Origin of the sequence: Asticcacaulis machinosus (genome assembly GCF_028550435.1) — a bacterium.
GTDB classification, from domain to species: domain Bacteria; phylum Pseudomonadota; class Alphaproteobacteria; order Caulobacterales; family Caulobacteraceae; genus Asticcacaulis; species Asticcacaulis machinosus.
The window spans coordinates 239,019-260,111 of the sequence record NZ_JAQQKV010000003.1; the positions used below are offsets into that span (position 1 = coordinate 239,019).

At 56.5% G+C, this 21,093-nt stretch carries 12 protein-coding genes; 5 read left to right on the plus strand and 7 right to left on the minus strand.

Annotation, left to right across the window (positions count from 1 at the left end; all coding sequences use genetic code 11):
* Positions 1-20: 20 nt before the first annotated feature.
* Complete coding sequence (gene lepA / locus PQU98_RS14700; RefSeq protein ID WP_272745712.1) at positions 21-1,826, minus strand: translation elongation factor 4; 1,806 nt, start codon at positions 1,824-1,826, stop codon at positions 21-23.
* Between the two features lie 131 nt (positions 1,827-1,957).
* Here lepA and PQU98_RS14705 point away from each other — a divergent pair, with 131 nt between their 5' ends.
* Positions 1,958-2,722 (plus strand): DUF695 domain-containing protein, encoded by a 765-nt coding sequence (locus PQU98_RS14705; RefSeq protein WP_272745713.1) that lies wholly within the window; start codon positions 1,958-1,960, stop codon positions 2,720-2,722.
* On the opposite strand, the gene PQU98_RS14710 is transcribed toward PQU98_RS14705, so the two are convergent.
* The 3 genes from PQU98_RS14710 to PQU98_RS14720 are packed head-to-tail and all read right to left on the minus strand — an operon-like array spanning position 2,719 to position 7,773.
* Positions 2,719-3,492 carry a hypothetical protein gene (locus PQU98_RS14710; protein WP_272745714.1) on the minus strand — a complete coding sequence of 258 codons (774 nt, stop codon included), beginning with the start codon at positions 3,490-3,492 and terminating at the stop codon, positions 2,719-2,721. The genes PQU98_RS14705 and PQU98_RS14710 overlap by 4 nt on opposite strands.
* Positions 3,489-5,384: an Svx/AvrXca family virulence/avirulence protein gene (locus PQU98_RS14715; protein ID WP_272745715.1), complete on the minus strand. Its 1,896-nt coding sequence runs from the start codon at positions 5,382-5,384 to the stop codon at positions 3,489-3,491. Before PQU98_RS14715 ends, PQU98_RS14710 begins: the two co-directional genes overlap by 4 nt.
* 22 nt (positions 5,385-5,406) lie before the next feature.
* A complete protein-coding gene (locus PQU98_RS14720) occupies positions 5,407-7,773 on the minus strand; it encodes a glycoside hydrolase family 127 protein (protein WP_272745716.1) in 2,367 nt (788 codons plus the stop codon).
* Positions 7,774-8,158: 385 nt separating this feature from the next.
* Between PQU98_RS14720 and PQU98_RS14725 the strand changes: the two genes are divergently transcribed.
* Entirely contained in the window at positions 8,159-10,900 is a 2,742-nt protein-coding gene (locus PQU98_RS14725; RefSeq protein WP_272745717.1) for a TonB-dependent receptor, read from the plus strand.
* Between the two features lie 102 nt (positions 10,901-11,002).
* On the opposite strand, the gene PQU98_RS14730 is transcribed toward PQU98_RS14725, so the two are convergent.
* Positions 11,003-12,514, minus strand: coding sequence for a tryptophan halogenase family protein (locus PQU98_RS14730; protein ID WP_272745718.1), 1,512 nt, complete (start codon positions 12,512-12,514; stop codon positions 11,003-11,005).
* 151 nt (positions 12,515-12,665) lie between these two features.
* On the opposite strand from PQU98_RS14730, the gene PQU98_RS14735 reads away from it, so the two are divergent.
* Together PQU98_RS14735 and PQU98_RS14740 are read left to right on the plus strand one after the other, a co-directional pair.
* A complete protein-coding gene (locus PQU98_RS14735; protein WP_272745719.1) occupies positions 12,666-13,214 on the plus strand; it encodes a hypothetical protein in 549 nt (182 codons plus the stop codon).
* 24 nt (positions 13,215-13,238) lie between these two features.
* Positions 13,239-15,536: a S9 family peptidase gene (locus tag PQU98_RS14740; protein ID WP_272745720.1), complete on the plus strand. Its 2,298-nt coding sequence runs from the start codon at positions 13,239-13,241 to the stop codon at positions 15,534-15,536.
* A 54-nt stretch (positions 15,537-15,590) separates the two neighbouring features.
* Here the strand turns inward: PQU98_RS14740 and PQU98_RS14745 are convergent, their stop codons facing one another.
* On the minus strand, positions 15,591-17,219 hold the full coding sequence (locus PQU98_RS14745; RefSeq protein WP_272745721.1) for an ABC-F family ATP-binding cassette domain-containing protein: 1,629 nt from the start codon (positions 17,217-17,219) through the stop codon (positions 15,591-15,593).
* Positions 17,220-17,330: 111 nt separating this feature from the next.
* Entirely contained in the window at positions 17,331-18,833 is a 1,503-nt protein-coding gene (locus PQU98_RS14750) for a glycoside hydrolase family 27 protein (RefSeq protein WP_272745722.1), read from the minus strand.
* A gap of 85 nt (positions 18,834-18,918) precedes the next feature.
* On the opposite strand from PQU98_RS14750, the gene PQU98_RS14755 reads away from it, so the two are divergent.
* Positions 18,919-20,916 (plus strand): glycoside hydrolase family 97 protein, encoded by a 1,998-nt coding sequence (locus PQU98_RS14755; RefSeq protein ID WP_272745723.1) that lies wholly within the window; start codon positions 18,919-18,921, stop codon positions 20,914-20,916.
* Positions 20,917-21,093 lie beyond the last annotated feature (177 nt).

The following is a 21,093-nucleotide window of genomic DNA, read 5'->3' on the forward strand; positions in this document are numbered from 1 at the left end:
AGAAAGGCCGCCGTTCCCGATCAGTCATTATCCATCTTAAGCGCGGCGATGAAGGCTTCCTGCGGGATTTCGACCTTGCCGAACTGCCGCATCTTCTTCTTGCCTTCCTTCTGCTTTTCCAGAAGCTTTTTCTTACGGGTGGCGTCGCCGCCGTAGCACTTGGCGGTCACATCCTTGCGAAGGGCCCGCACGGTTTCGCGCGCGATGATGCGCCCGCCGATGGCCGCCTGAATCGGAATCACGAACAGGTGCTGCGGGATCAGGTCTTTCATCTTTTCGCACATGCCGCGGCCACGCATTTCGGCGCGGTCTTTGTGGACCAGCATCGACAGCGCATCGACCGGCTCGGCATTTACAAGGATCGACATTTTCACGAGGTCACCTTCGCGGTATTCCTCAATCGTATAGTCGAACGACGCATAGCCCTTGGAGATCGACTTCAGGCGGTCATAGAAGTCGAACACCACTTCATTGAGCGGCAGGTTATAGACGATCATGGCGCGGGTGCCGACGTAGGACAGATCAAGCTGAATGCCGCGGCGATCCTGACACAGCTTGATGACCGCGCCCAGATAATCATCAGGTGTGAAGATGGTCGCCTTGATCCACGGCTCCTCGATATGGTCGATCTTGACCACGTCCGGCATGTCGGCGGGGTTGTGCAGATCAATCACATCTGCGTTGTTCATATAGATCTTATAGACGACGGACGGGGCCGTTGCGATCAGATCAAGATTGAACTCACGCGACAGACGTTCCTGAATGATTTCAAGGTGCAGCAGGCCCAAAAACCCGCAGCGGAACCCGAACCCCAGCGCGGCTGAGGTTTCCATCTCATAGGAGAAACTGGCGTCATTGAGGCGCAAACGGCCCATCGCCGCGCGCAGATCCTCAAAATCAGCCGCATCGACCGGGAAGATGCCGCAGAACACCACCGGCTGGACTTCTTTAAAGCCGGTCATGGCCTGAGCGGTGGGCTTCTTCTCATCGGTGATGGTATCACCGACCGCGGCGTCGGACACTTCCTTGATCTGGGCGGTGAAAAAGCCGATTTCGCCGGGGCCAAGCGCCTCAACATCGGTCGCCTTGGGCTGGAACACACCCAGCTTGTCGATCTTGTAGGTCGCACCCGCGTTCATCAGCTTAACCTGCTGACCGGGCTTCATCACGCCGTCAAATACCCGCACCAGAACGATAACGCCCAGGTAAGCATCGTACCAGGCATCAACCAGCAAGGCCTTAAGCGGGGCGGTCACATCGCCCTTGGGCGGCGGCAGCTTGGCGCAGATAGCCTCCAGCACGTCTTCGATCCCGATGCCGGACTTGGCCGAACACAGCACGGCTTCACTGGCGTCGATGCCAATCACGTCTTCGATCTGGGCGCGGATGCGCTCAGGCTCGGCGGCCGGCAGATCGACCTTGTTCAGCACGGGCACGATTTCGTGGTTGTTATCAATCGCCTGATAGACGTTGGCCAAAGTCTGCGCCTCAACGCCTTGCGACGCATCGACCACCAGAATCGAGCCTTCGCAGGCGGCCAGAGAACGCGACACTTCGTAGGCAAAGTCGACGTGGCCCGGCGTGTCCATCAGGTTGAGGATATAGGTCTTGCCGTCTTTAGCTTTATAGTTCAGACGCACGGTCTGGGCCTTAATGGTAATGCCGCGTTCGCGCTCGATCTCCATATTGTCGAGCACCTGCTCCTTCATTTCCCGCGCGGTCAGGCCGCCGGTGAACTGGATCAAACGATCGGACAGGGTCGATTTCCCGTGGTCGATGTGGGCCACGATGGAAAAGTTACGGATCAGGGACAAATCAGTGCTCATACGCGCCGCGATAGCATGGGCCACAAAGGAAGGGAAGGGGGCAGGCGGGGGCGCGGCCCCTGCACCTGGATGATATTCATTGAATGCGGCAAAGGGCGGGATATAGTCGTGCCTGAATACAAGGAGTGGGCATGTCTTGGTTTTTAAATAAGGCCGATACAATACATAAAACAGACGATTGGGACTTTTATCTCTGTCAGGTCGATAGTGCGCCTGCGTCTATATTTCTGGATTTAGGGCAAAAGGACAGAGCGCCTGTCAAAGGCGTGCCTTTGATGTGCTACGTCAGAGTGTTCATGAAGATGCCCAGAGAGGACGGCTTGTCGAGCAATGATGAGTATCAGACACTCAATATAATTGAAGACAGCCTCGAAAAAGAGATTGGTAATAAGGCCGTGTACGTGGGCCGCGTCACGACTGCTGGACGGCGTGATTTTGTATTCTACGCTAAGGATTTTGCGGCTTTTGAAAAAGCCGCAAACAAGGCGATGTTACGCTCACCTGAGTACGAATACGAACTGGGTTTCAAAGAAGATAAAGACTGGTCGGTCTACCTTGGTTTCATGTACCCTGATGCCAGAAGTCTTCGGAATATAATGGACCGTCGTGTGCTGGAGTCTCTGAAGGATCATGGGGATGATCTGGCTGTGCCCCGCAACCTTGATCATCGCGTTTATTTTGACTGTATCAATGATGCAAAAGCCTTTGAAAAAGAGGTCGTCGCTAAAGGCTACTCGATTGAAAGTGGCAATCATGAGCCCGATGAGAGTTCTGTATTCGTAGATTTTTATAAAAAAGCGGCTCCGCAGGATATCAATGATATCATCGATGAACTCCTGCCCTTGGTTGAGCACTGTAGAGGTGACTACGACGGATGGGGCTGCGAAGTCGCTTAATAACTCTCGCCGATGATCTGGCCGTAGTTGACGACCTTGACGGTGTGGCCGTTTTTGCGGACGGCATTGCCTGCGCCACCGCCGGAACGGCTTAGGGACTGTCCGGCCATGCCGGCATTGCCGCCGTCTCCGCCCGGATTGCCTTTGGTGCCGCCCGCGCCGCCACCGGCTATGGTGCCGATGCGGCCTTTGTTGCCGACCTGATTATACTGATCGCTGGGGTTTGAGGCTGAACCTGCGGCCCCTTCGCGACCATTCGGGAAACCGCCGCCGCCGCCGGAACCGCCAATGCCGCCACCATTGGCGCCTGCGCCGCCGCCACCTCCGGCTTTGACGGAACCTTTGCCGGTGACAATGATGTGGATCGGCGCGCGGGCATAAACGGCATCGCCCCCGCGTCCGCCATCAGAGGCCCCCGGAATATCGCCGCCATTGCCGCCGTCTCCGCCGCCGCCGTAGACATTGCCGTCAACGATCAGCCACAGGTGGGCGTCTTTGGGCCATTCACCGGTGTCGATGCCGTGACCGCCGCCCTGCGCGCCTAAGATATTAGTCTTGGCAGGCACCACAAAGGCAAAGCTGGCCGGCGTTTCGCCCTTATAGCCTGACTTGTCGGCCAAAGCGCGCAGATTGGTGCGGCGGTTGGCGATGTCCGTGATCTGAATGACCCTGGTATTGTCATCAGGCATGGCGGGTGCAGCTTGCCCCCACGAGACGCAGGGCCGGAACGCTAAAGCCGCTACCGCGGTGATAAACCCGCGCCGGATCATGGACGCCACACATAGGCAGGTTTCGCCGTCACACCGGCTGGGATAGCCGTAAGCTCTGATCCCTGTTTCGGATCGGACTGCGACGCCTGATCGACCATGCCGGTATAGACCCCTTTGGACAGTTTCGGCCCGCCGCGCACCTCGGCATCACCATAGATCTGGGCCGTGCCGGATAGCTCCGTGCCGGGCTCAAACTCACCGATGCCCATGAAGGTGGTCTTCACCACGGCATTGTCCTTAACCACCACATTGCGGGAAATGATGCTCATGCCGCCGATGATGGCATTGCCGGAGATATCGCCGCCGGTGACGATGGCGTGGTCTTCGATGCGGGCTGAGCCTGACACCTTACCGCCGAGAACGCGGGCATAGGGGCCGACATAGGCGCTTGAGGCGACGCTGGCCGCATTAGCGACCCAGCCGCCGCCATTGGCGTGACGATGACCGCTGGCGGTCGGATTGGGGGCACCGGCCTGAAAGCCTTCGGGTTTGGCCCCCTCAAGCTGTACCATCCACGGATAGCGATAGAGCGAGTAATAGGCCTGATCCCACTGGATTTTTTGGTGCACCTTGGGCGTGCCGACCACGACCATATAGAGCGCCTTATCGTCGGCCCTGACCGGGAAGACCATATCACCGTCCGCGCCATCGACGGCAGGGCTGATGCGCGATGTGCCGTCCGCGCGAATGGCGACTACGCCCCAGCGCCAGTCGGAATTGGCCTCTTGCAGGCTGGCCGGTTCGTTATTCAGGCCGGGCAAGGCGGACGCCGCCTTATCCTGCATCACGCCGCGGAAGGTGACGGTGACACGTTTTGCCCCCGCATCGGGATAAAGTCTGACGATGTTGTAGCCCCAGCGTTGCGGCGCCCACAGTTCGGGTACGGCAAAACGGCCCTTGGCCAGATCAATCGGATCAAGCTGCGTTACCCGCAACGCACGCTGGCCGTCACGATTATCATATGAACCATAGGCCTGACGGTAGACGGCACCCTGATCGCTGCCGTCGGGATTGATATAGTCCCAGTTGACATTGCTCAGCGCCCAGTTGCCAAAGACAGTGTTAAGCTCATCAATCGTCCATTTCTGATTACGCATCAGGATGGCGAAGACATCTTCCTCAAGGTAACCCGGTTGGCCGGTGTCGATAGCGCCTGTCCAGATATTATTGACGGCCTCATAGCCATATTCGTTCTTCAGATACTCCAGGAACTGCCAATTGCAGTACCGGTCACGGGTCGAGCCGTAGTAAAGATGCGGGAAGTTGACCAGCATCTCTGAGCAATGGACGTTGGAACGGAACTCCGGCAACTGATGGGTGATCCAGTTGGCGTGACTTTCCCACAGCCAGCCGACATAGGGCGAGTCGCGCAGGCCCCGCGTTGAGCCCTGCAGGCCGTGGGCAAACTCATGGGCCAGACCCCAGTTGTCCTTAAGTGACAGGGGGTGAATCCACATGCCCATGTCGCGGTCGCCGGTCGGCCCGCCTGAGAGTGCAAACGTCGTATCGAGATTGATATTGGCTTTGCCCTTAACGGCGGTATCGCAATAGGGCGTCGGGAACTTGATCGGCCCCATATAGGCAAGCCAGATTTCCTCAAGCTTCTGGCCGGCACGGACGGCGTCTTCCATCTTGACCGTGTCGCCCTTCCAGCGGAAGGCGTAGTGGGCCGTTTCATAACGCACGGCGGCTTCGTCCGGCGTGCCGGAGACGACCTTATAGTCACCGACCACGCAGCCGCTGGCATCAACCGGAGGTGTGACCGGCGGCGGTGTGGCCGGCGGGGTTTGGGCCGAGGCTGATCCGCCCCCGCCGCCACAGGCCGACAGGGTAACAGACAGTGACAGGCAAAGCGCAATCGCTGAGGCACTATGGTGCAGGGCGCGGATCATGTTCGGAGTCCTGAGGGCTGAATTATTTGGCGGTGAACAAAAGCATACCAAAGACCATACCGGTCGAGCGTCCGCCGGAGGGTTGCAGGCGGATCAGCACCTGCGACTTGCCCTTGGTGAAGCGTTCCGGCACGGGATATTGTTCATCGAAGAACTCACCGGGTTTCGGCGCGGTGGCGTGAGTAACCGTCGTCAGCTTTTCACCGTCGATCAGGATATCGTACTGGCGGCGATCATCGCCCCAGTAGCTGGCCTGAAGGATCAGGGGCACATCGGGGCGCACCTTCATCGTGAACTGCATAAAGCCGCCCTGACGGGCATCGCGGCCATAGCGGCCGCGGTAACTGCCCGGCCATGACACATCTGATTCGAGATTATGGTCACGCTCAGGCTGCATTTCGCCGAGGTGCATGACATCGACTGAGCGGGCGGCGAGGTCTTTCAGACGGGCCTGCTCAGCCAGGAACGCGGCTTCTTCGACCTTCCACTGGGCTTCGTCGAAGTTCTTGAAATAGACGGCGCTGCGGCGCTCATACTGACTGTAGAACGGCACGAGGTTAAGCTCACCCGGGCGGCCAGAGCCTTCGGTGCGGAAGTGGGCTTTCTCAAGGGCCACCGGCTTGATAGTCGAGATCAGGTCGTTGGCGACTAAAGCGGGCTCGGTGCCCTTAAACTCGGTCTCGACGGGGCCTAAGTCACCGGCCAGAACCAGCGGGCCGTACAGGATCGCGCCGACCTTGGCATCGTCGGTGGTGGCTTCAAACCTCAGATCGAGCGGCAGGGTGAGGGTGGCCGAATCGCCGGCGGCCCAGACCCGGTCGATGACCAGATAACCGCCGTCGCGGGTGGCTTTGGCGGGCTTGCCATTGACCGAAACATCTGCCGACTTCGCCCAGCCCGGCACACGCAGGGCCAGCTTGAAGCGGGTCGGGCGGCGGATCGAGGTGACGGTCAGCTTTGACGCGCCGTCATAGGGGTAGCGGGTATCGAGCGTGATCTGAGCACCCTTTGAAGCCCACTTGGCCGTCGACGGGATATAGAGGTTGACGAACAGGGCATCACCTCCCTCCCAGAAGATCGACTCGCCATGTTTGGCGTGGCTTTCCATGCCGGTGCCGTGGCAGCAGGTCCAGTTGTCAAACGGGCTGGAGAAGCCGCGCTCAGCGCCGGTAAACAGCGGCGTCATATAGCTGAACATGCCGGTCTTGGGGTTCTGCTGCGACAGGACGTGGTTGAAGTGGGCGCGCTCGAAATAGTCGAAATAGCCGGAATCGGTGTTCCAGCTATAGAGGCTGCGCGTCAGCTTGAGCATATTGTAGGTGTTGCAATGCTCACATGTCGCTTCGGTAATGTGCTTTGAGATGGTGTCCGGCGCGAAGAAATATTCGCGGTCGGCATTGCCGCCGATGACATAGGAATGGTGCTTGGTGACTCGCTCCCAGAAGAAGGAGGTCGCCTTATGATGCTCAGGCTTGCCGGTGATTTCATAGAGCGTGGCTTCGGCCAGCAGTTTTGGCACCTGGGTGTTGGCGTGGTTGCCGCCCAACTTGTCCTCACCAGCCATCAGCGGGTCGATGATGCGCTTATGGTGCATGCGGTTGGCCAGAGCCAGCCAGCGCGGATTGTTGGTGCGGCGATGAAGTTCGGCAAAGCTGTCGTTCAGCCCGCCGAATTCACAGTCAAGAACCTTCTGGACCTGCTCATCGTTCAGGGCGGCAAACACCTTATCGATATAGGCGCCCAGCTTTTCGGCGACATAGATGCCTTTGTTGATGCCGCAGAAGGTTTGCGCATCGAACAGGCCGCCGTACAGCTTATGCCAGTTGTAGAGCGGCACCCAGCAGCCGTTCAGATCAAAGCCGGCCGAGCGGATATCGCCCGCCATGATTTCCGGGAAAATCTCTTTACCATCGACGACGCTGCCGTCTTTGCGCTTACGGGTAAAGCCCGCCACATAGCCGTCGCCCTGCATCCCCTGAATCAGCGCCAGTTCGTCAATGATATAGATAGCACGCGTCTTGAACTCGGCATTGCCGGTTGAGGCGTACATTAAGGAGACGGCTGACAGATAGTGCCCCAGTGAGTGGCCAGCGATGGTGTCGCGCTCCCACCCGCCATATATCTCAGCCTTGGGGGGGAGGCCCGCCCCCTTTCGGTAGTTGTGCAACAGGCTGTCGGCATTGACCGTCAGCAGGTACTTTTCATTGACATCGACGGCGGTTTTGAAGTCCGATGCCAAAAGCCGCACGTCCGACAGCGGCAATGACCTGGCCTTTTGTGGCAGTAATTTCGAGGCTGTTTGCGCAATAGCGGGCAGGGCCGTCAGGGCGGTCAATCCGGCGGCGCCACACAGCAGACGGCGGCGGGACGTGAGGGCAAATGAGGGCATGTGGGTCTCCATTATTGCGTCAAGTTGTATACAATATACGGATATATGCAAGGCTTTACGCAGACAAATAGGTGCGTTTGTACCGAAATCTGCCGGAGAATCGCCATACTGTTGCTCAGGCGTGGATTGCGCGTGAATTTTCGTATTTTGTATATCGTATCCTTTATTGTGGGCCGGGAATGCTAAAATATACCGCCATTACAGTAAGTTGTTTATCCTGGATGCGGCATATCATAGATGAAAACGCCGTTGCATAACTGCAACATTATTTGTCCGGTTAATAGAATTGTCACGAAAACACCGGTATATCGTATAAAATATTTTGACGTTCCCCATTTTTCATGGCCTTTTAAGCTCAGGCGACATTCGCTTAAAGGGAAGATTAATGATGCACTCGAATAAGAATGCCAGACGCTGGGTTCTGGCAGCCAGTGGCTTGATCGCGGCGGTTATCAGCGCGCCTGCGATTGCTCAAGAAGTTACAGCCACCACCGATACTGCGGCTGAGGCCGAAGAACTGGAAACCGTTGTCGTCAAGGGTCTGCGCAAGAGCCTTCAGTCGGCAGTGAACCGTAAGCGCCGGTCGGCACAGATCGTTGACTCCATTGACGCCGAAGATGTTGGCAAGCTTCCGGATAACAATGTTATCGAGGCTTTGTCGCGTGTGACTGGTGTGCAGGTTTCTCGTCAGAGGGGTGAGGGGTCGGGTATTGCTATTCGCGGCATGACTGATGTGCAAACAACTGTAAATGGTCAAAATAATTCGGTCGGGGCATCACGTTCAGCAAATCTGTCTGACATTCCGGCCGAGCTTTTGAAGTCGGTTCAGGTTTATAAAACACGCACTGCCGATCAGGTTGAAGGCGGTATTGCTGGTACGGTTAACGTTGATCTGCGCCGCCCGCTCGATTTGGATAGAGGTTGGACGGTAGCCGGTAGCTTCCGGAACGTGAATTCCAATATTGGGGATCATAATAGCCCTTATACGAGCCTGTTGGTGGCTAATAGATGGGATACGGACGCAGGTCAGTTAGGTTTCTTGGTTAATGCATCTTATACTCGTAGCAATTATGAAGAAAATTACATAGATACTTGGGATCCAGGATTGTTTTTTGCTGAAGCCTACAACAAGCTTCCTGCCGATATGAAGAATATCGTAACACCTTATGCGACGCTCTATGGTTATGAAAAGGGGCGTTATAGTCGACCTTCTGTTAATGCCGCCCTGCAATGGCGAGTTAACGATAATCTTGATTTTGTTCTCGAAGGGTCATACTTTGGTAGTGAGGAAGAGCGCAATTATAACAACCTGAAAGTCATTGCGCGTGAGTGGAATAACGACGTTTCAGATGTGGTTCTAACGTCTGATGGGCGTATGGTGGAATCTTTAACTGTATCAACTCCGGGGGGGCGTCTCACAGGTGGGCCGCAGTCTGATTATATTGAGGCCGATACAGATAACTACCGTGCCAACTTTGAGACCCATTGGCGTGGTGAGCGTCTAAATATTAATGCGGCTTTAAGTTATAACGAAAGTGAGTATAATGACTATGCTGTCCTGACCGTTATGCGTCTAGATGGTGTTGATACTGCCCACATTGATTTCAATTCTTCGGCAGTTTCTGGGCGTGGGCCACTGATAACATTCCCAGGGGTAGATCTGACGGATGCCAGCATCTATCGTATCACTAATTTTACAGATAGACAGGAAAACCTTAAGAGCAACGAACTCGTCGCTGAGACTGATATCAGTTATCGTATTTCTGATGACAAACTGCTGCGCCGCGTTCAGGTCGGGGCCAGATATTCTGACCGGGACACGCGTCGGAATTATGGTTATCGTGATGCCTGGGCGAACACAGGTGGTTGGACCTTTGATCAATTCCCGGCGGGCTCTGTTGTTTCACATACGCCCGATGTCAAAGGCTTTGATGGCCCGACATGGCTAAGCCTTTCGTCTTCTGAAATCATGGCTAACATGGACGACGTGCGGGCTTTCTTCCAAGACCCCGCTAACAATGCCGGTATCGGCGGCGGTGGTGTGTCCTGGACCAGTGAGCGTCCGGGAGGGGAAGTTGGGGGTGTCTGGGAATCCAAGGAAGAAACTACGGCAATATTCGGCCAGCTTTTCTACGCCTTTAATCTCGGAAGCATTCCTGTTGATGGCGTAGCTGGTGTGCGGGTTACCAAGACATCAGGCTATATCAAAAGTCAGCAAATCAACTTTGATAAAGACTGGAACCGGGTCGTCAAAGACGCCTATGGTGAAAATGATTACATTGATACGCTACCAAGCTTGAATGCAATCATGCACTTCACACCGAAACTTCAGTTGCGTTTGGCTTACACATACAATGTTCAGCGTCCTGACTTTATGGCAACGTCATCATGGCGTACCGTTGAGTTGAACAATGCTGTTATCTGGGCGGGTAATCCGGATTTGAAGCCTTATCGTCAAACGAGTTATGATGCTTCGCTGGAATATTATTTTGGTCGTGCAGGGCAGCTCTCGTTAGGGGCCTTCCTGAAAAAGCCGAAGGGCTTTATGTTCTATGATTACTCTTGGGTTGAAGACCCAGAGTTGGTTCGCCCAGAAAACCCGACCGGACGTGGCCGACTTTACATGAACCGCAATGCTAGCGACGGCGAATTCTCAGGGCTTGAATTTACAGCGCAGGGTTTCTTTGACTTCCTGCCTGGAAAGTGGAGCAACTTCGGTGGTAGCCTGAATGCTACTTACATGAATAAGTTTGAGATAACTTATCCTGTTACTGCGGATGGGGCAACGGTGGAGCCAACTGCTGTTGGTACTTCTAAGTATACTTATAATGCGACGTTGTATTATGATACGCCACAATTTAGTGCACGTGTCGCTTACAACTACCGTGATGGCTGGCGTGAATCGGTTTATTCAGCGTTCCCCGAATATTCTATTTATGCCGATCCTACGTCGCGACTGGATGCCGCCGTCAACTATACGCCGGTCAAATGGCTGACACTTAGCCTTGAAGGCGCCAATCTGCTGGAAAACGACTACCGCAGCTATTGGGGGGAAAACAAGATACTTGCGAAAAACATTCGTATGATGGCCAAAACCATTCAGTTGAGTGCACGTTTCCGCTTCTAAACTATTTGAAGCGTGTAAACGAACAGCCCGCCGGATACGGCGGGCTGTTTTGTTATGTGAACAAAATAAAAAAAACGCCAATTGACTGGCGATTGGTTGGATTTAAACGGCAACCCGTTGCGGGGAGGGGCAGGTCTTGGCGAGGTAGCTTTCGTGGCTAGGCATCATGTCGGCTAATCCTGTACTCCCGTCTCGTATTTTCTGCATTCGCCAGCGGAATTCCTCTTGTGGCATCTCATCGGCAGCTGGGTGATAAGAACGAGGAACTAGCCCTTGTCCAACCAAAATGGCAAACCAGCTTGGTTCCGTGAACAATTCAAGTGAGGTGACGCGTGCATCGTTATGATATTGAAACATTTCCAGCCGCATTTTGAGACTGTCCGGGATGTCCATGTGTTTGCAATAGGCCCAGAACGGCGTGTCTTCCCGTTTCGTGACCTTATAATGGGCGATAAGGAAATCCTTGACATTGTCATAGGCCCTTAGCATGTCTTGATTGAAGGCAATGCGTATTGATGGTGTAATCTCATCTTTTGGAAAGTATTTTAGAAGCTTGAGAACGGCATGTTGCACCAGGTAGATCGAAGTCGACTCCAGCGGTTCCAGGAACCCCGACGACAGGCCCATAGCGATGACATTCTTATTCCACATCTGCTTACGGTGGCCGGTGACAAATCGGATAACGCGTGGCTCAGCCTGAGCCTTGCCATCCAGCCGTTGCAGGATCAGCTCACTGGCCTTGGCCTCATCCATATAGGCGTCGCAGAAGACATAACCATTGCCGGTGCGGTGCTGGAGCGGGATGCGCCATTGCCAGCCGGCTTCCTGCGCGGTCGAGGTCGTGTAGGGCGTGGCGGGCCCGACCTTGTCACACGGCACAGCGACGGCACGATTGCACGGCAGCCATTGCGACCAGTCCTCATAGCCGCTTTTCAGCGTCTGTTCGATTAGCAGGCCGCGAAAACCGGAACAGTCGATAAACAGATCACCGCTGACTGCCTGACCATTAGCCAGTGTCACCGACGTGATATCGCCGGTTTCAGGGTGTTGCGCGACGCTGGTGATCTTGCTTTCCTGACGCACCACGCCGTTTTTCTCACAGTATCCGCGCAGGAATTTGGCGTAGAGCGAGGCATCGAAATGAAAGGCGTAATTGACGTTTGGCGCATTGGGGTTGATCTCGGCCATGCGTCCGAACCGGCCTTTGCGGGCGGCCAGGGTCTGCGGGTTGAACAGGCCGAAATCGCCTGAGCCACCGGCTTTGTGATAGCGCATCCAGAAATGATTGAAATTCAGCCCCCCCATATCAACGCCGTACACACCAAACGGGTGGAAATAGTCGCTGCCGGGCGCCGACCAGTTCTGAAAACGGATGCCGAGCTTGAACGTGCCGTTGACCGCCTTCATAAAGTCGTTTTCGTCGATCCCCAGCAGGGTGTTGAATTCCTGTATCGTCGGGATGGTCGCTTCGCCGACGCCGACCGTGCCGATCTCATCGGATTCAATCAGGGTGATCTGATAATTGCGCGTGCCCATGACCCGCGACAAGGCAGAGGCCGCCATCCAGCCAGCGGTGCCGCCACCAACGATTACCAGTTTACGAATTTGGGGCATAGCGTCCTCAGTCTGCGGCCATTTAGAATACAAAAAGACCCTAGGCGACGGGTAAAATTTGTCAATATATCGGTATATCGTATAAAATATTTGACTGTTTGGCGGAATTGCTCAACATGTCTGACAATATCATAGACCGAGGGGAACAGATATGTCGGCTAAGATCGCTATGGTCATTATGGCCACCTTTTCAGTTATGGCTGGGGCTACATTTGCCGAGACGGTGACGGTCAAGGTGCCGGGCACAAGTATGCCGTGGAGCCTGAAGGCCAACAAGAATATTCCGTTCGGCCGCAATGATGGCACCAAGCCGATCGAGGTCAAGGGTGGCGATATTGTTCCGGGCAAGGAGATCATGATCACGGCCACCGGCGGGACGTCGACCATTCCGGGCGGGCCGACCTTTGGGCCTGCAGGGCAGGAATCGTTCATTGCCACCGATCAGGTCGGCGGGTCGGGCTCGATCTTTCCGGCGCGGTTTATCGATCCGGCCATGTATCCGGTGCACCTTAATGAGCTGATCGGCGTGTTTGTCGACGATAAGGGTGCCCTGGTCGCCCGTCCGTTTGCGGTCGGCGAGGCGTTTCAGGTGATCGTGCCGCCGAATGCCAAAAAGCTTCAGTTCGGCCTGAATGACGATATTTTTGCCGATAATGCCGGTGAACTGACGGTCGTGGTCACAGCGGTTGCGGCCCAATAGTTTTTGTAACCCGAGAGTAGTTTCGTGAAATTCAAATCCTCCCTTTTGGCCTCATCGGTCATGGCCGCCACGCTTATGGCGACCGGCCTTGCGGTTGCGCCGTTGCAACTGGCCTATGCGCAGGCTCCGGCGACTGCGACCCAGCGCGCTGAGCGTTTCAAGGCGGCCGAGGCCTATATGCACGGCAATCTGTCGGCTCTGGTGACCGACCTGAATATGCAGGCATCGTTTGCGGGCGGCGGCAGCGGCGTGATCTACCGCAAGGGGCCGAAGGGGCAGGGGGCGATCCTGCTGGCTGACCCGACCAAGGGCACACAGACCGAACTGACGATGGAAGCGGCCCTGACGCCTAAGCTGAAAGACGCGGGTGTAAAGGCAGATGGCATCGTCGATGTCCGCCCGACGGACTATGATGCCGATAAGAAGGTGCTGAAATTCGCCGCTGGCGGGCGTGACTGGACCTATGAACTGGCTACCGGTAACTTGACCGCCAATGCGCCCTATGTGGCCCCGGACGGGATGGTATCGCCGGATGGCAAATATAAGGTCATCGCCCGCGACTATAATCTTTATCTGGTTGAGGTCGCCACCAACCGCGAAACGCCGCTGACTTTTGACGGGGGCTACGATCAGCGTTACGGCCAGAACTATCCGCTGTTTGGCGACATGGCCGATGCCAATTCCGAAACCCCGAAAATGCGCCTGAGTGTGCAGTGGTCAGAGGATTCGCAACAGATACTGACCTACCGCATGGATCGCAACGGCGCCTATATCTGGACGGGCGTGCAGCAGAGCCCGCAAGGCAGCCATTTCCCGCGCGCGTTCAACTATGTTTATCCGTCCGCAGGGGCCGCCAATGTGCCGCTGGTTAAGCCGGTGCTGATTGATCTGAAAGGTAAGGCGACCTACCTTGAGGTGCCCGCGACCGAGCTTCTGTGGCCCGGCGATCCGGCGGTCTACTGGGCCGGGGATAAGATCGTCTATGAATGGTCAAAGCGCGGCTATGGCGAGATCCTGCTGTACGAAGTCGATCCGGCCACCGCCAAGGCTGTGGTACGGGTGCGTGAGGCGCTGAAACCGATCGTGACCGTGACCTCCAGCGGTATCCGCCACGCGCCGGAATGGGGCGGTAACTTCGTCATTTCCGAACGCAGTGGCTGGGCGCAGCTCTATTTCCTCAAGACCGGCGAAAATCCGGAGGGCGGCAAGGCCCTGACAACCGGCGACTGGGAAGTCACGGGCATTGAACGCATCGACAAAGACGATGTAATCATTGCCGGTATCGGTCGTGAAAAGGGCATTAATCCTTATTATTCATCGCTTTATCGCGTCACCAAAGCGGGTAAAATCACCCACCTGACGCCCGAGCCGCTGGATCACAGCACGACGATCTCACAGGATGGCAACTGGATCATCGACCGCATGTCCTCACCCACCGATCCGACGCGCACCGTGCTGCGGGACGCGAAGGACGGCAGGATCGTTGCCGAACTGGGCCGCGCCGATATTTCGGCTTTGCTGGCCACCGGCTTTACCCTGCCGGAGCCGTTTGAGACGGTGGCCGATGACGGTAAGACCAGGCTTTACGGCATGATCCATCGCCCGAAGAATTTCGATCCGTCGAAGTCCTATCCGGTCATTGAAAATGTCTATACCGGCCCGACGACCCACCGCTTTAACGAGGATTACGGCGGCAATATCGTCAATGGTTTGAACGCTATGGCGCAACTGGGGGCGATTGTCGTGACCATCGACGGGCGCGGCACGTCCCAGCGCGGCAAGGCCTTCCGGTCTTCGGCCTATCAGAATCTGGCCGAGGCAGGTCTTGATGACCACATCTGGGTGCTGAAGGCCATGAAGGCGAAATATCCCTATTTCGATCTGAACCGCGTCGGCGTCTATGGCGGCTCGGCCGGTGGTTATGATACGGCGCGCTTTGTCCTGCGCCGGCCGGATGTCTATAAGGTCGGAGTTGCCTCATCCGGCAATCATGATCAGCGCATCGATAAGGCGTGGTGGCCGGAAGTGTCGATGGGCATTGCCGATGACGCGACCTGGGAAGCCAATTCCAATATTCCGGTGGCCAAAAACCTCAAGGGCAAGCTGATGCTGATCCACGGCGACATTGATGACAATGTGCCGATTGCCGCGACCATGAAGCTGTCCAAGGCCCTGATCGATGCCGGTAAGGACCACGAACTGGTCATCCTGCCCAATACCAAGCACAATGTGACCCAGCCCTATTACTTCCAGAAGATGTTCGGGTTTTTCTATGACAACCTGATCGAACCCAGAGCTGACGATCCGATCGTTCAGAAATAACAAAAAAACCCTCCCGAACGCTTCGGGAGGGGTTTTTTGTGAGCAGGGCGGCGCTTATCCTCCCGGATGAAGGCCCGGCGCTTCCTGACCCGTGCGGGCGACATATTCGCTGTAGCCGCCGCCGTACTGGTGGATGCCTTCCGGTGTCAGTTCCAGCACACGGTTCGACAACGCGCCTAAGAAATGGCGGTCGTGGGACACAAACAACATGGTGCCTTCGAAATCGGCGAGCGCCGCCACCAGCATTTCCTTGGTCGCCATATCCAGGTGGTTGGTCGGCTCATCCAGCACCAGCAGATTGGGTGGATCGAACAGCATCTTGGCCATGACCAGCCGCGCTTTTTCGCCGCCGGACAGGACGCGGCACGGCTTTTCGACATCATCGCCGGAGAAACCAAAACAGCCCGCCAGTGTGCGCAAGGCCCCCTGACCCGCCTGCGGGAAAGAGCCTTCCAGCGACTCGAAAATCGTCTCTTCGCCGTCGAGCAGGTCCATAGAGTGCTGGGCGAAATAACCCATCTTGACGCTGGCCCCAACGGTGACGGTGCCCTTATCGGGTGAGGCATCTCCGGCCACCAGTTTCAGCAGGGTGGATTTGCCGGCGCCGTTGGCGCCGAGGATGCACCAGCGTTCTTTGCGCCGCACTTTGAAATCCAGCCCCGAATAGATGGACAGATCGCCGTAACCTTTGTGGACATCGCGCAGGTTGAGGACGTCATCACCCGACCGCGGAGGGCTGCGGAATTCAAACTGGACGGTTTGACGGCGCCGTGGGGCTTCGACCCGTTCGATCTTGTCGAGTTTTTTCACCCGGCTTTGCACCTGTGCGGCGTGGGAGGCGCGGGCCTTAAAGCGCTCAATAAACTTGATTTCCTTGGCCAGCATAGCCTGCTGGCGTTCATACTGTGCCTGCCGCTGGGCTTCGGTCAGGGCGCGCTGCTGGTCGTAGAAATCAAGATCGCCCGAATAGGTGATCAGCGTGCCGCCGTCGATTTCCACCACCTTATTAATAATCCGGTTCATGAAGGCGCGGTCGTGTGAGGTCATCAAAAGCGCGCCGTCGTAATCTTTAAGAAAGGCCTCCAGCCAGATCAGGCTTTCGAGATCAAGGTGGTTGGAGGGTTCATCCAGCAACATGCCGTCGGGCCGCATCAGCAGGATGCGCGCCAGCGCCACCCGCATCTTCCAGCCGCCGGAGAGTAAGCCCACATCGCCGTCCATGCGTTCCTGACTGAAGCTCAAGCCCGCCAGCACTTCGCGCGCGCGGGCCTCAACCGAGTAACCGTCCAGTTCCTGAAACCGCTCCAGGACATCGCCATAGCGTGCCATGATGGCATCGAAGGCGTCGGCCTGATCCGGATCGGCCATAGCGGCCTCCAGGCTTGCCATTTCAGCCGCCAGCGCGCTCACCGGGCCGACACCATCCATTACGGCGGCGACGGCGCTCTGGCCCGACATTTCGCCCACGTCCTGACTGAAATAGCCGATCTTCATGCCGGTATCGATGGCGACCTGACCGTCATCGGGCTGATCCTGATCGGTGATCATACGGAACAGCGTCGATTTGCCCGCCCCATTGGGCCCGACCAGCCCGACCTTTTCGCCCTTCTGGATGCCCATCGACGCATCGATGAACAGGATCTGGTGGCCGTTTTGCTTACTGATATTATCGAGGCGGATCATGCGGGGCTTACTGTATAAGGGAACGTTGAGAGGCCTCTACAATGGCGCGCAGGTTTAGGGAAGGGGGTGTTTGACCGCCCCCGCCGTCAATACCCGAAACAATCCGAAGCCTTACCGGCTAACCGTGAGCAGCACCGCGCCGTGGGCAGGCAAGGTGAAGCTATAGGCCGCCGTGGCCTTGGCGTCCTTATGGGCCCAGACATCGCGCACCTTACCGGCACCCCCAAGACCGATCTCCGCCCAGTTTCCGCTGACGGTCACCGGCGCCTCGGCGCGGTTAAACAGGCCGACGGCGGTGGAGCCATCGCTCAGTTTCTTGGTCCAGATTTCGGTCGTGCCGTCTTTTTTGACCGGCAGGCCCTGCACGCCGGCCACGTCCTGATCGATGGCGATGACTTCGCGGTTGGTCAGAAGGGCTATGGTGTCCGGCGTCATGGTGCGCACATCATTGCCCAGTAACAATGGTGCGGCCATCAGCGCCCACAGCGACATGTGGGTTTTATATTCATCATGGCTCATGCCGCCATTGCCGACTTCCAGCATGTCCGGGTCGTTCCAGCCATTGGGGCCGGTGTGGTTAGGCTTGCCATTGGCGTCAAAGCCGATCCACGACATGCGGGCATAATTATCTTCGATGTCACCGGTCGTCCGCCACAGGTGCCCGCCGACATCGCGCCCCCACGCGCCGACATCGAAACGGCCGTACTGGCACAGGCTGAAGATGATATCGCGGCCGGTGGCGGCCAGAGCCTCCCCCATCTGCTGATAGGAGGCGTAGACGGTTTCTTTGGTGTGGTAAAAGGCTTCGCCGGAGCACAGGTCGTATTTCAGATAGTCCATGCCCCAGGCGGCAAAGGTTTTAGCGTCCTGCTCGACGTGACCGTATGAGCCTTCATAGCCGCCGCAGGTCTTTGGCCCTTGCGAGCTATAGATGCCGATTTTCAAGCCCTTGGAATGGACGTAATCGGCCAGTGCCTTCATGTCCGGGAATTTTTCGTTGGGTTGCAGCACGCCGTTTTGGTCGCGCTTACCCTGCCAGCCGTCATCGATATTGACATAGATATAACCGGCATCGCGCAGGCCGGAGCTGACCATAGCGTCGGCGATTTCGCGCACGGTTTTATCGTCGATGTCGGTGGCGAACTTGTTCCACGAATTCCAGCCCATAGGCGGTTTGGCGGCCAGATTCTTCTGCGGCACCACCCGGTGCGGGGGCAGGGGATAGGTCGGAAAATCAAGCGCTTTGAGTTCGGCCTTAGTCCCTGTGCGGGCGGTGATGTCGAAATCCTGATACCACAGCTTACCCGTCATGCGCACCGATGCGCCCTCGGCCTTAAGCGTGATATCAGTCGGCGTCAGGCGCGGATTGCCGTTGACGATCTTAAACTTCAGCACATCGCCCTCTGCGCGCAGATCGGTCATGGGCAGATCGCCGTACCAGCGTGAGGTGATAATGCCGGTCAATGTGCCGCCGGATTGTGTGACCGTCACGCGTGTAAAGTCGGGATATTTGGGAGAGCTGTCAAACACCCAGGCACCGGTCGGCGGGGCGGCCATAGCGGCTGATGACAACAGTGTGCTGATCAGTAAGGTCGCAACAGGCAGAAGGCGCATCCGATATCCTTTAAGTGCTTTACAGATGTGTATCGTATACAGTATTCATATTTTCAATTGTCCGTCTATTGAAAAAAGGCCCGCCATGTTTCGCTCATTTTTACCGCTGATGCTGATGGCCGTAGCGGGAGGGGCTGCTGCTGACACCTATACCGCCGCATCGCCGGACGGGCAGGTGGTGGTGACGCTCGATAAGTCCGGGGCTGACCTGCCGACATGGCGCGTGACCTATAAGGGCCAGCCGGTGATTGCACCATCGGCTATGGGCCTGCGCACCGATGTGGCGGGCTTTGGACTTAAGGGCTTCAAGGCCCCGCTGGTGACCACACGCACGGTCAATGAAACCTACAATATCGTGGTGGGCAAAGCCAAATCGGCACCAGATCATTACACTGAGACGACCCTGACCTTTGAGGAGGTGGAGGGCGGGCGTAAGATCGCGATTGTGGCGCGCGCCTATGATAACGGGGCGGCGGTGCGCTATGTCCTGCCCAACCAACCGGGCTTTGAAAGCTTTGGGATATTGGGTGAAAAGACCGAGTTTGCCTTTGCTAAGGATTACGACTGCTGGGGCCTGAACCTCGGCAAATTCCACAATGCCCACGAGGGCGAATTTGATGCGGTCAAATCATCGCTAATCCGCGATCATTACCTGCTCGATTCGCCACTGGTGTGTAAAACGGGAACCGGTGAGACGGCGTTTGCGCTGGCTGAATCCGATGTAAAGCACTATCCGTCGACCTTCTATAATCGTAAGGGCGATAATGGTTTAGGCGTGGCGGTCAAGCTGCCGCCGCGTCTGGACAGCGACTCCATCAAGCCCTATGTCGCCAAGATCACCCAGACCGAATCTGAGTTCAAAACCCCGTGGCGGGTGGTCATGATTGGCGACAGCACGCGCGAACTGGTTGAATCCAACCTGATCGCCACATTAGGCGAGCCGTCAAAGATTGCGGACACAAGCTGGATCAAGGGCGGCAAGAGCGCCTGGGACTGGTGGAACGGCTTTAATGCGCCGGTTAAAAACCCCGGCATCAATACCGAGACCTATCTGGCCTATATCGATTTCGCCAAGGCAATGGGGCTGGAATATATGCTGATCGACGAAGGCTGGTCGGTCGGATCGTCGACCCGCCCGAAGCCCGGATCGGATGTGACCAAGGCCATTCCGGCCCTCGATATGCCTAAAATCCTGAAATATGCCAAAGACCGTAACGTCAAGGTCATGCTGTGGCTGCAATGGCAACAACTGGACTGGCAGATGGATGAGGCACTGGCGGCCTATGAGCAATGGGGCATTGCCGGCATCAAGATCGACTTCATGGACCGCTCTGATCAGGACATGGTCGATTATTACCACAAGGTGCTGTCCAAGGCCGCGAAACACAAGCTGCTGGTCGATCTGCACGGGGCCTATGCGCCGAACGGTCTGGTGCGTACCTATCCGAACTACATCACGCAGGAAGGTGTGCTAGGGGCGGAATACAATAAGTGGACGACACGCATCACTGCGACCCACAATGTCACCTTGCCCTATACCCGCATGATCTTAGGCCCGATCGACTACACACCGGGCGGGTTTGCTCACCGCACGCCGCAGGATTTTAAGATCCAGATTGACCGGCCCATGACCATGACGACCCGCGGTCAGGCCGTGGCCATGTATGTGGTTTACGACAGCCCCCTGACCATGCTGTCGGATGCTCCGCAGGCCTACAAGAAAGCGAGTGGTGAGTGGGAAGACGGCGTTGATTTTATCAAATCCGTGCCGGTGACGTGGGATGAAACCCGCGTCCTTCAGGGCGATATCGGGCAGTTCATCGTCACTGCCCGCCGCAAGGGCGAGGTCTGGTACATCGGCGCCATGACCAATGAGCAGGCTCGTAACCTTACCCTGCCGCTGTCATTCCTCAAAGGCGGAACCTATGAGGCGCGCCTGTGGCAGGACGGCGCGACGGTGTCTCGCCTTAACACCACAACCCAGAAAGCCACGTCCACGGACAGCCTTACTCTGACATTAGCGCCCTCCGGTGGCGCGGTGGCCGTCATTGCGCCGGCCGGAAAAGGTAAAAAAACCAAGTGATAACGCTGTCGTTATGATAAATCGTATAATTTATATTTGACGGTCTTGTCATATGATGGTTACTATCGAACTTAGTCGTTCGCGGCTGTTGTAGATTTGTTTTGCGTATCCTCACTCCGGCACTGAAATCTCTGGTCCTCCCTGGTGCAGAGCATTTTGTCGGCAACTTTAGGCGTC

What these genes read in the sequence shown, in the direction of transcription:
- lepA (WP_272745712.1), bottom strand. Translation starts at nt 1,826, where the DNA reads ATGAGCACTGATTTGTCCCTGATCCGTAACTTTTCCATCGTGGCCCAC.
- PQU98_RS14730 (WP_272745718.1), bottom strand. Translation starts at nt 12,514, where the DNA reads ATGCCCCAAATTCGTAAACTGGTAATCGTTGGTGGCGGCACCGCTGGC.
- PQU98_RS14705 (WP_272745713.1), top strand. Translation starts at nt 1,958, where the DNA reads ATGTCTTGGTTTTTAAATAAGGCCGATACAATACATAAAACAGACGAT.
- PQU98_RS14715 (WP_272745715.1), bottom strand. Translation starts at nt 5,384, where the DNA reads ATGATCCGCGCCCTGCACCATAGTGCCTCAGCGATTGCGCTTTGCCTG.
- PQU98_RS14745 (WP_272745721.1), bottom strand. Translation starts at nt 17,219, where the DNA reads ATGATCCGCCTCGATAATATCAGTAAGCAAAACGGCCACCAGATCCTG.
- PQU98_RS14720 (WP_272745716.1), bottom strand. Translation starts at nt 7,773, where the DNA reads ATGCCCTCATTTGCCCTCACGTCCCGCCGCCGTCTGCTGTGTGGCGCC.
- PQU98_RS14710 (WP_272745714.1), bottom strand. Translation starts at nt 3,492, where the DNA reads ATGATCCGGCGCGGGTTTATCACCGCGGTAGCGGCTTTAGCGTTCCGG.
- PQU98_RS14750 (WP_272745722.1), bottom strand. Translation starts at nt 18,833, where the DNA reads ATGCGCCTTCTGCCTGTTGCGACCTTACTGATCAGCACACTGTTGTCA.
- PQU98_RS14735 (WP_272745719.1), top strand. Translation starts at nt 12,666, where the DNA reads ATGTCGGCTAAGATCGCTATGGTCATTATGGCCACCTTTTCAGTTATG.
- PQU98_RS14725 (WP_272745717.1), top strand. Translation starts at nt 8,159, where the DNA reads ATGATGCACTCGAATAAGAATGCCAGACGCTGGGTTCTGGCAGCCAGT.
- PQU98_RS14755 (WP_272745723.1), top strand. Translation starts at nt 18,919, where the DNA reads ATGTTTCGCTCATTTTTACCGCTGATGCTGATGGCCGTAGCGGGAGGG.